This window comes from Acinetobacter sp. CFCC 10889 (genome assembly GCF_003268395.1).
Lineage (GTDB): Bacteria > Pseudomonadota > Gammaproteobacteria > Pseudomonadales > Moraxellaceae > Acinetobacter.
This window is the reverse complement of record NZ_LQXQ01000030.1, coordinates 38,779-49,772: the sequence shown is the minus strand read 5'-3', so window position 1 is coordinate 49,772 and position 10,994 is coordinate 38,779. Positions and strand designations below refer to the sequence as shown.

General features: G+C 40.1%; 8 protein-coding genes, 1 tRNA gene and 1 pseudogene. 3 read left to right on the top strand and 7 right to left on the bottom strand.

The window, feature by feature from the left end; translation table 11 throughout:
• The coding region (locus AVJ19_RS12625) for a TonB C-terminal domain-containing protein (protein ID WP_162626601.1) at nt 1–451 on the top strand (451 nt) is incomplete at its 5' end.
• Nucleotides 452–537: 86 nt separating this feature from the next.
• Here AVJ19_RS12625 and AVJ19_RS12620 read toward each other — a convergent pair.
• The 3 genes and pseudogenes from AVJ19_RS12620 to AVJ19_RS12610 form a co-directional block, all read right to left on the bottom strand.
• Nucleotides 538–626, bottom strand: a pseudogene (locus AVJ19_RS12620) (IS5/IS1182 family transposase); the annotation flags it as partial.
• A gap of 227 nt (nt 627–853) precedes the next feature.
• A tRNA-Ser gene (locus tag AVJ19_RS12615) sits at nt 854–943 on the bottom strand.
• Between the two features lie 98 nt (nt 944–1,041).
• Complete coding sequence (locus tag AVJ19_RS12610; RefSeq protein ID WP_111860047.1) at nt 1,042–3,075, bottom strand: NADPH-dependent 2,4-dienoyl-CoA reductase; 2,034 nt, start codon at nt 3,073–3,075, stop codon at nt 1,042–1,044.
• 235 nt (nt 3,076–3,310) lie between these two features.
• On the opposite strand from AVJ19_RS12610, the gene AVJ19_RS12605 reads away from it, so the two are divergent.
• Nucleotides 3,311–4,129 carry a hypothetical protein gene (locus tag AVJ19_RS12605; protein WP_111860046.1) on the top strand — a complete coding sequence of 273 codons (819 nt, stop codon included), beginning with the start codon at nt 3,311–3,313 and terminating at the stop codon, nt 4,127–4,129.
• A gap of 68 nt (nt 4,130–4,197) precedes the next feature.
• Entirely contained in the window at nt 4,198–5,013 is an 816-nt protein-coding gene (locus tag AVJ19_RS12600) for a hypothetical protein (protein WP_111860045.1), read from the top strand.
• A 58-nt stretch (nt 5,014–5,071) separates the two neighbouring features.
• On the opposite strand, the gene dld is transcribed toward AVJ19_RS12600, so the two are convergent.
• The 4 genes from dld to lldP form a co-directional block, all read right to left on the bottom strand.
• A complete protein-coding gene (gene dld, locus AVJ19_RS12595) occupies nt 5,072–6,763 on the bottom strand; it encodes a D-lactate dehydrogenase (protein WP_111860044.1) in 1,692 nt (563 codons plus the stop codon).
• A 168-nt stretch (nt 6,764–6,931) separates the two neighbouring features.
• Nucleotides 6,932–8,086 carry an FMN-dependent L-lactate dehydrogenase LldD gene (gene lldD / locus AVJ19_RS12590; RefSeq protein WP_111860043.1) on the bottom strand — a complete coding sequence of 385 codons (1,155 nt, stop codon included), beginning with the start codon at nt 8,084–8,086 and terminating at the stop codon, nt 6,932–6,934.
• A gap of 2 nt (nt 8,087–8,088) precedes the next feature.
• On the bottom strand, nt 8,089–8,832 hold the full coding sequence (gene lldR / locus AVJ19_RS12585; protein ID WP_111860042.1) for a transcriptional regulator LldR: 744 nt from the start codon (nt 8,830–8,832) through the stop codon (nt 8,089–8,091).
• A 31-nt stretch (nt 8,833–8,863) separates the two neighbouring features.
• Complete coding sequence (gene lldP, locus AVJ19_RS12580; protein WP_171334209.1) at nt 8,864–10,534, bottom strand: L-lactate permease; 1,671 nt, start codon at nt 10,532–10,534, stop codon at nt 8,864–8,866.
• Nucleotides 10,535–10,994: the final 460 nt, after the last annotated feature.

The following is a 10,994-nucleotide window of genomic DNA, read 5'->3' as shown; positions in this document are numbered from 1 at the left end:
AGATGCTGCTGCAAAAGCCAAGCAAGAGGCAAATGAAAAAGCCAAAGCAGATGCTGCTGCAAAAGCTGAAGCAAAACGTAAAGCCGATGCAGAAGCGAAAGAAAATGCAGCAGCTGAAGCTAAAGCCTCTGCTGCCCAAAAAGCCAAAGAAGAAGCGGCAACTAAACGTGCTGAAGCGAAGAAAATTGCTTCTTCTGCAAAACGTGATTTTGAAAATAAAGTCCGTAGTGCATGGCGTATGCCAAGTGGCTCTTCAGGACAAAAAGCTTCTGCACGCGTGACATTAACTGAAAGTGGTGCTGTTGCCTCTGTGGTTGTGAATGCTTCTGATCCAGATGTAAAAGCAAGTGTGGAACAAGCAGTACGAAATGCTGCACCATTCCCGATGCCTTCTGATCCAGATGCACGACGTGAAGCTCGAAGCTTTACTGCAAGCTTTACAGTAAAATAATCATGAAAAATAAACCCTGTTTCGACAGGGTTTGTTTTTCTTTATATCAGGAAAATATCTTTGAAAAATTAGGGGCTATTGATACTTTAAGTATAGAATCTACCCGATAAAAGTGCCAAACAAATATACAGACTAAAGCAACCTCCCCCTCATAACTACACTTTAACTTATCGTATTAAAATCTCCCAAAAGGAAGTCTCCTATAATTTCAGCACACATCACAAAGCAAAGGTGTAAATTAAATGTGAAGTTGAATTTTTGGGTTTATGATAATTTCGATTTCACATTTGAAACTGAAACCCAATTCAAGATTAAAGTCATCCAATGCTTAATGTAGTTTAGGTTATGGGAAAATATATAGACAATAAAAAAGCCCTTGTTTTCACAAGGGCTTTTTGAATTTGGCGGAAGCGGTGAGATTCGAACTCACGGAGGACTCGCACCCTCGTCGGTTTTCAAGACCGGTGCATTAAACCGCTCTGCCACGCTTCCATGTGCGCCATAATACGAAGCTTTTTCGATTATGACAAGTAAAAATTACAGCCAAAGCATTCAAATGCATAATGTTTCATCAAATGCCTCGGTTTTTCTTAAAGTTTGGCTGCTATTTCAGCACCTTCACGAATTGCACGCTTTGCATCAAGCTCACCAGCCAACTTCGCACCACCAATAATATGATACTGTGCTAAGGTAGATTCACCCTCTTGCGGCATTAAATCTTTTACAGATTCCTGTCCTGCACACACCACGATTGTGTCTACACGAAGCAATTGATCATGCCCATTGGTTTCAATCCATAAACCTTCATTGGTCACTGCTTTATACTGCACACCACGCATCATACGGACTGCATGCTTTTTCAACTGTGCACGATGTACCCAACCTGAGGTTTTTCCTAAGCCAATACCCAATGGCGTAGTTTTTCGTTGCATCAAATAAATCTGACGAATTGGTGCTTCAACTTCAGCAGGCACAGAACCGCCTTCGGTCATATAGTTTGGATTTGGGTCTACGCCCCATTCACGTTGCCAATCTGCCAAAGGCTGTGGTTGAGGCTGATGTTCAGGTTTCAACAAAAATTCTGATACGTCAAAACCAATCCCGCCCGCACCGATCACAGCAACACTATGACCCACAGGCGCACCGCGCAATACTTCTGCATACGACAACACTTGTGGTGCATCACTGCCTTCAATTTTCAGACCACGCGGCACAACACCTGTTGCAATCACGACTTCATCAAAGCCTTCACGTTCCAATTGTTCACGATTCACTTTGGTATTTAAGCGTAAGTCCACACCTGTTTTTTCGATTTGAACTTTGAAATAACGAATAGTTTCATGGAATTCTTCTTTCCCCGGTACCACTTTCGCCAAGTTAAACTGACCACCCACTTCACTCGAAGCTTCAAACAAAGTCACTTGATGACCACGTTCAGCCGCTACAGTTGCCGCAGACATCCCCGCTACACCACCACCAACAACTGCAATTTTCTTCGGCTTTTTAACTTTTAAATAAACCAATTCAGTTTCATGTGCTGCACGAGGATTCACTAAACAACTTGCACGTTTATTTTGGAATGAGTGATCTAAACATGCTTGGTTACAAGCGATACAGGTGTTAATTTCATCAACACGATTGGTCGCAGTTTTATTCACCCAAAATGCATCAGCAAGTAATGGGCGTGCCATTTGCACCATATCCGCTTTGCCTGCTGCCAAAATTTCTTCAGCAGTTTCAGGCATATTAATACGATTCGATGCAATTACAGGCACAGAAACATGCTTTTTTACTTCTGCGGTGTAATCAACAAATGCCGCTCGAGGTACCGAAGTCACAATCGTAGGAATGCGTGCTTCGTGCCAACCGATACCTGTATTTAACAAGGTAATGCCTGCTTTTTCCAAAGCCTGCGCAACAGTGATCACTTCATCCATGGTGTTGCCATCATGAACTAAATCAAGCAATGACAAACGGAAACAAATAATAAACTTTTCACCGACTTTTTCACGAATCGCTTTCACGATTTCCACAGCAAAACGCATACGGTTTTCAATCGGACCACCCCAACGGTCTTCACGCTGATTGACATGGCGACTTAAAAATTGGTTGAGTAAATAGCCTTCTGAACCCATGATTTCTACGCCATCATAGCCGGCTTTTTTCGCTAAACTCGCTGTTTTTGCATAATCCTGAATAGTATCCAAAATCAGACTATCGCTCATTTGACGTGGTTTAAACATCGAAATCGGTGATTTGATCGGGCTTGCAGACACCACAAAAGGTTGGTAGCCATAACGCCCTGAGTGCAAAATTTGCATCAGAATTTTCGCACCATGCTTATGAACTGCATGCGTCACAAGGCGATGTGGTGCAACATCACCCAAGGTATTCATCGTACCACCTGCGGGTAACAACCAACCTTGGCGGTTTGGCGAAATACCACCTGTGATAATCAGCCCAACACCACCTTTGGCACGTTCACCAAAATAGGCTGCAAGTTTTGGATAATTATAAAAACGATCTTCCAAACCTGTATGCATCGAACCCATCACGACACGGTTTTTGATGGTCGTAAATCCCAAATGCAATGGCTTTAAAATATGTGCATAGCTAGTTGTCATGATGAATCCTTTTAGTTTGGCTTTGCAACTTGTTGCATACTACTTTATCGAGTTTTAGAAATTTTGTGATGACTATTTATGATTTTTTCATTGTTGATTTTGTCAATTCAGTCAATCCTGTCAAGTCCAATCGCAGTCTTATCAAAGAGATCAATACAGCTTTACAACAATCACGTATAAAAGTTCAGTTAGGCTAAATACACGAATAAAACTTAGAAATGAGAAGATCTTCCCGATGAGCCATCCTGTTTTTTTAACACATTCAATCTTTAACCACATGCCAATGGGCAGTGAAAATCAGTGGCATGATTTTTTTCATACTGCATCCTTTGAATTGGAAGCTGATGCTTTTATTCCGATTTTATGGTTAATGCTATTTCGTCAGGAAAATTTAAAATGGGCAAAATATACGGATGAATTTGATATTTCTAATGCCGATGCTCAAGTGGATTTAGAAGAATACCACGATCAATTTGGCGATGCACAATATGCCTATTTGGTGATTGATCAACAACAAGCTTTGGCAAATTTAACTGAACAAAAATATGTATTTATAGAATTTTTTAGTGCTGAGAATATTGTACATTTTGAACAGTTTAAAACACTCATTGAACAACATTTTCCACAATATATTTTACTTAGACCAAGTGGTTTGGCTTTAGATTTAAATGATGCTGAATTTTTATTGCAACCTTTACAACAACTTGAACATTTTCAGCAAGATCCATCACAGCACTTAGGTTTTGCGGAGTTTCATCGCCAAGATTTCGCTCGTTTTAATGATCATCCTTATTATTTTTATGGCTCAAATCCGATGGAGATGATTACACCCTCTCTCAAAGAAAATGTTGATGAATTAAAAGATATTGAGGATATTAACACCACAACTGAATCATCAAATTGGGCGATTTGGATCTGCACAGCAATTGTTGTTTTAGCCACTTTAGCCGTTTATTTTATGACACAATCAGTGCTGTATTCCGCTGTTGTATTTTTTGTCAGTGCATTTATTTTAGGTTTTATTTCATCGAAAATAGGGAACAAAGAAAATTAATCCAAAACATGAGTAGTGATTCGAAATAAACTCAATGTGAATTTCAAAATCAATATGAGAATAATAAGATGGGATTGTATGCATTTTTAGACAGCTGTGAATTGGATCATATGCCAAATGGCAGTCTAAACGAGTGGGACAGCTTAAAGCCGAATGCATTTTCATTGGAATGTAAGTCTTTTATTCCACTGATGTGGTGGTTACTCTATCAACAGGATAGTATCCAACATGCACGCTATGTCGATGAATTTGATATAGATGACCCACAATCCGATATGGCTCGTGAGGAATGTATCGAGGATTATGGTGATGCAACCTATCCCTATTTTGTTATTTCTCAATCTCAAGCCTTACACAATCTTATACGACGTAAACAGGGATTTTTAAGTATTTTCGGGCAAGATTTCTCAGCATATTATGATGATTTTTATCAGCTCATTGAAATATATTATCCGAACTATATTTTATTCAGACCCAATTATTTAGATTTATCTGAGCAATCAGAACAAGAGTTTCGAGATAAACTTTCTATTTATGAAGCCTTAGAATCCATGCAGATCGAAGCTCATCAAAATTATTGGGACACAGTTCAAACTGATCTATCACATTGGGAAAGCGATTTAAGATATTTTCTGTTGGGTACACGCTATTCAGGCGAAGAAATCGAGCAACTTCAATACATTCAAAACCAATATTATATTGAATCTGCATCTAAAAAGAATGAACTGCCCGAATGGTTATCATGGCTATTCGCTATAATCATAGCAATCCCTGCTATCTTCGTTTGGTTCAAAACCCATTCTACTTTTTATACTGTTATGGCTTTTAGTGTGAGTGCATTCCTCATCGGTATATTACTCATCCGATTTTCATCACATAAATAAAAAACAGTCTGATTAATCAAACTGTTTCGACTATACACAAACAAATATTAATGAACGACTATTTCCAATTTTTTAACTTCGATGTATGCCCAATTCCCACATTAAAGCTATTGGTTGGATCAAGCTTCTGATAATGATTTTTCAAAGCAGGCTTCGCCACATATAAATGTCCGACATTATGTTCCGCAGGATACTCCGCGCCACGATCATCGAGTAAATGCCACATTTCATGTTCCATTGCCAAAGGATCAACACCTTTTTGCACAATATAATCCTGATGAAACACATGGCACAGAAAATGTCCGTAATACAATTTATGGATAATTTTTTCATCCATCGCTTTAGGTAAAGTTTCTACCCATTCACGATCATTACGGCGTAGCGCAATATCAAGCGCGACAATATCTTCCACTTCGGAGCGATGCGTATCACGATAACGAATTGCTGCGCCTGCTACCGCAAAACGATGTAAAAAGGCTTTACGCCCTTCTTCATCGGTACATTTAAAATAATTGCCCGAAGTCTTATCTGAAAAATACGTTTTTAAATATTGCTCAACCTGATCAACATCCTGATTTTCAATCCGAATCATCAAATGATGTTCATATAAATCACGAAACTCATTCATACGTTGTGGTAAATGATTTGGCATGAGTTTGGTCACGAGTTGCAGAACTTTATCCGACAAACCACGCAAGCCAACTTTTTCCAGATAACCATCCACTTTATCTTTCATCGCAAATGCAGCAGGTACTTTTGCCGTACCGAATTTTTCAATAAACATAAAACTGTCTTTGCCATATTCTGCACCAATATCATAAGCAACACGGTGAATATACTCGCCTGCAATCGGCAACCGTGGCAAATCTTTCAATAAGAAACGACGAATTTCGGTCAAATCATCCTGTGAGTTTGTACCTACATAAAACACCTGACTTGGAATCTTTTCAAAGGTATCCAGACGCACTGCAAATACACAGACTTTCCCTGCCGAACCTGATGCTTCAAATAGGCGTGATGGATCTGCATTAAAACGTGCAGGGGTATTTTCATCGACCTGTTTCACATCATGTGAATAACGTTGATCGGAAGCACAGCAACTTGAATTGTTAATAATGTCATGGCTTTGATAATTTTTATTTTCAAGCGAAGTTAGAATTTGCTCAGGCGTTTCACCCAAATTTACACCTAAATGATTTACTAACTCCAATTCGCCTAAATCATTAACTCGTGCATATAAAGCCAACTCAGTATAAGCAGGACCACGGCGCACCAATGCACCACCTGAGTTATTACAAACCCCACCAAGCACCGATGCACCAATGCATGAAGAACCAATCACTGAATGCGGTTCACGATTAAATGGTGCTAAATCTTTTTCAAGTTTATCCAGTGTCGCACCCGGTAAACAAATCACTTGTTTACCCTCATTAATGACCTGAATGCCCACCAATCTTCGGGTACTGATTAACACCACAGGACGGTCATAGTCATCACCAAATGGCGTTGACCCACCTGTCAACCCTGTATTGGCAGCCTGCATGATCACCACACAATCCGCTTCAACAGCCGTTTTTAAAACCTGCCATTGTTCTAGTAAACTGCCTGGTGCAACAACTGCAAGCACTTGTCCTGCACCATAACGACGACCTTGTCGGTATAGGCGTGTATCAGCATCGTCGGTTAAAACATGCTGTTTCCCAACAATGTTAATGAGATTTTGAATGGTGTTTGAAGCTGAGGTTTGCATAGTCGATTCATTCCATAAAATGACAGATCGAAAATTTTTTTAATATTAATTTCAGGGCTTTTAATCCACCCCAACCCTCCTTTTAAAAGGAGGGAGTTCCCCTCTTTCATAAAGAGGGGTTAGGGGAGATTTATACGATTTGAATAATCATAATGAATGATGATCAAATCACCCCACCAACTCTTTCTCTAACTTCACCAAACAATCCTCAGTAATATCTGCAATTGTTTTCGCACCTGTTAAAGTCATCGCTACACGCATTTCTTTATCAATCAAATCAAGTAGATTTGAAACACCCTCACCGCCTGCTGCACCCAATGCATAAACAAATGCACGACCGAGCATACAAGTATCCGCACCCAAAGCTAACATACGCACCACATCCAGACCGTTACGAATACCTGAATCCGCTAAGATTTTAATGTCGCCTTTGACTGCATCTGCAATTGGAGGTAACGCACGTGCAGACGATAAAACACCATCCAACTGACGACCACCGTGGTTCGATACCACAATACCATCTGCACCGAAACGTACCGCATCTTTAGCATCTTCAGGATCAAGAATACCTTTGATCACCATTGGACCATCCCAAAATTCACGGATCCACTCAAGGTCTTTCCATGAAATAGAAGGATCAAAGTTATTACCTAACCAACCAATATAATCTTCCAAACCTGTAGGTTTACCGAGGTATTTAGAAATATTACCCAAGTCATGTGGACGCCCCATCATGCCAACATTCCATGCCCAATGTGGATGAAAACAAGATTGCATATAACGGCGCATCGCTGCATTTGGACCACTCATACCAGAGTGTGCATCACGATAACGTGCACCTGGTACAGGCATATCCACAGTAAAAACCAATGTTGAACAACCTGCTGCTTTAGCACGTTCCAAGGCATTTTTCATAAAACCACGGTCACGCAGTACATATAACTGAAACCACATCGGACGGTTAATTGCAGGAGCAACTTCTTCAATTGGACATACAGATACAGTGGATAAAGTAAATGGAATACCCTTTTTATCTGCTGCAACTGCCGCCTGAACTTCACCACGACGCGCATACATACCTGTCAAACCCACAGGTGACAAAGCCACAGGCATCGACAAAGTTTCATCAAACAGTTTGGTTTCTAAACTGAGCTGTGACATGTCATTTAAAACACGTTGTCTTAACGCAATTTTTGATAAATCTTCTACATTACGCTTTAAGGTATATTCAGCATACGCACCACCATCAATATAGTGGAATAAAAATGGCGGTAAACGACGACGCGCGGCTTCACGGTAATCATTCGCAGAAGAAATAATCATAACTATATCCTGTTCAATCGGCTGGCACGCTGACGACGGGCTTCTTCCTCATCAATCATCCGAACCTGCTGTACTACAAATTCTATATGTCCACAAACTGCATTCCGCGCAGCTTCTGGATCATGACGTTCAATTGCATCCATGACCTGAAAATGTTGATCACGTAACTGATCATAACGACGTGCTTCGGTATAGACTTTGCGTCGTCCCAAAACCACGTTGAATTGCAACAAATCGAATAAACCACGCATCATCTGAATCAGCACCAGATTATGTGATGCCTCTGCAATCGCCAGATGAAACTCAGCATCTGCCCTTGAGGCTTTATCATCATCACCCAAAGATTGAAAATGGGTAATCTGATCATAGCAATAGCGAATCTTTTCAAGGTCTGCCTGGGTTGCTCGCTTGGCTGCATACCAAGCTGAGCCTCCCTCTAAAATCAATCGTGCTTCCTGTACATCAAAACGATAAGCAGGATCTTCATCAATCAAATTGCTTAAAGGGTCAACAATCTGGTTTTGCGACCAATTTACCGGCAATTGTTGCAAAAATGTTCCCGCTCCAACTTTGCTGACCAGCATGCCCGTACTGGTCAATTGCGAAATGGCCTCTCTCAAAGAGGAACGGGATACCTCAAGTTGTTCACATAGCTTACGTTCCGCAGGTAAACGGTCTCCGACTTGCATATTGTTGCTTTCAATCAACAACTTTAACTTTTGTACAATTTTGTCGGAGACTTTCATCTGCTTTCCTCAGCTCACATTCAAAGTCGTGTTATGGAATCATCCATGGGAACACATAGGCTTGTAATGTGATAATAATACCAATCATCACCGTAAAGGTAATACTGTGCTTGACGGTAAAACGGAACAAATCAGATTCTTTCCCCACTAAGCCGACTGCTGCACAAGCAATTGCAATCGACTGCGGGGAAATCATTTTACCTGTCACACCGCCACTGGTATTGGCTGCGACAAGAAGCACTTCAGGCACACCGATTTGCTGTGCTGTAGTGGCTTGTAAAGCTGAAAACAATGCATTTGCTGATGTATCCGAACCTGTCAAGAACACACCCAGCCAACCTAAGAATGGCGAGAAGAATGTAAATGCTTGACCTGTATGTGCAAGTGCCAAAGCAAGTGTTGCCGACATCCCTGAATAGTTCGCAATGAAAGCAAAAGCCAACACCATACCAATTGAATAGACTGGAATTTTTAATTCATTGACAGTTTCAGCAAATGTTGCCACCGCATCTTTAGGCTTCATTTTCAAGTAAATGATGGTAATGATCGCTGCAATAAAAATCGCAGTACCTGTTGCTGACAACCAATCAAACTTATAAATGGCATCATAGTCTTTGATTTCATTGACTACGGGTGGCATTTTTTGCACAAGCTGATGCAAAAATGGCACTTTGATCGAAATCACCAAATCCGCAAGCGCACCATCTTTGGCAAATAAAGCTTTAAATGGCTGAATACTCCACACTGTTACCATCGCAGTTAAAATCGCAAATGGTGACCATGCTTTGGCAATTTGACCAATCGTATATTTTTGCTGTTTTTGCTCAGCTAAATTTTCCTGAATCTCAGCATCTTCATTGGCAAAACGGAAAATATGTTTCGGCTGCCAAAATTTCAATAAAATCGTCAATGACACCAAAGCTGCAATTGCGGCAGTAATATCAGGCAATTCTGGACCGACGAAGTTTGAAGTCAGGTATTGTGCCAAAGCAAAAGAACCACCACCAACAATGACTGCTGGCCAAGTTTCTTTCACACCACGCCAACCATCCATGATTGCCATGATCCAGAACAAAACAATAATGACCATAAATGGCAACTGACGACCCACCATTTGACTGATTTCCATGGTGTCCACACCCGAAACCTGCCCTGCCACAATAATTGGAATACCCATCGCACCAAATGCCACAGGTGCAGTATTCACAATCAAACACAAACCTGCTGCATAAAGTGGTTTAAATCCAAGCCCGACCAATAATGCTGCGGTAATTGCCACGGGTGCGCCAAAACCAGCTGCACCTTCAAGGAAGGTACCAAAAGCAAAACCAACGAATAGCATCTGTAAACGCTGATCTTCAGTAATCGACAGGATTGATGAACGAATAATATCGAACTGCCCTGTTTTTACTGAAATTTTATACAGGAATACCGCCCCAATAATGATCCAGGCGATTGGCCACAGACCATATAGAAAACCGTAGACCATTGAAGCAAATGCCATTGCGACAGGCATTTGATAGGCAAATAGCGACACCAAAAGTGCCAATACCACAGTAATTGTGCCCGCTACACTTCCTTTCATACGGAACACAGCAAGTGCAAGAAAGAAGAAAATAATCGGGATTAGAGCAATTGCACTGGAAATCCAGATATTACCCATAGGATCATAAATCTGTTGCCACTGTTGAAGCATTGTCATCTCCTTGAAATGCTTGCTAAAACATTAAAATCGGTCTAAATGCAAACACAAAATCACAATATTGGTCATACCAATATTGTGATTAATAATAAATTCACATCAATATAATGCAATAATTGTAATTTACAGTCGAATAAAAGATCAATAATAAAATTAAAACTCCATATTGGTCATACCAATTTATGATTAATTTTTGAATGCTATATCTTATAAATATTTAAATAAATAATTGATTTTTCTTATATTGAATTTGAAATATCATCTAGCATTAGACTTTAGTCTAGCTTAAATTTTTCTGTATAGATTCAATGCAATGATGTTTCTTGAAGAATTGGTTAACCACTTTTTCAAATCTCTATAATCTGCACTTTATAAAATATCAATGAACTTTCCAAAATCTGTTGCACCCTGTACTCATTCTGTAAACGAAATACTTTTATTTTCTGCATAAATACTTAGG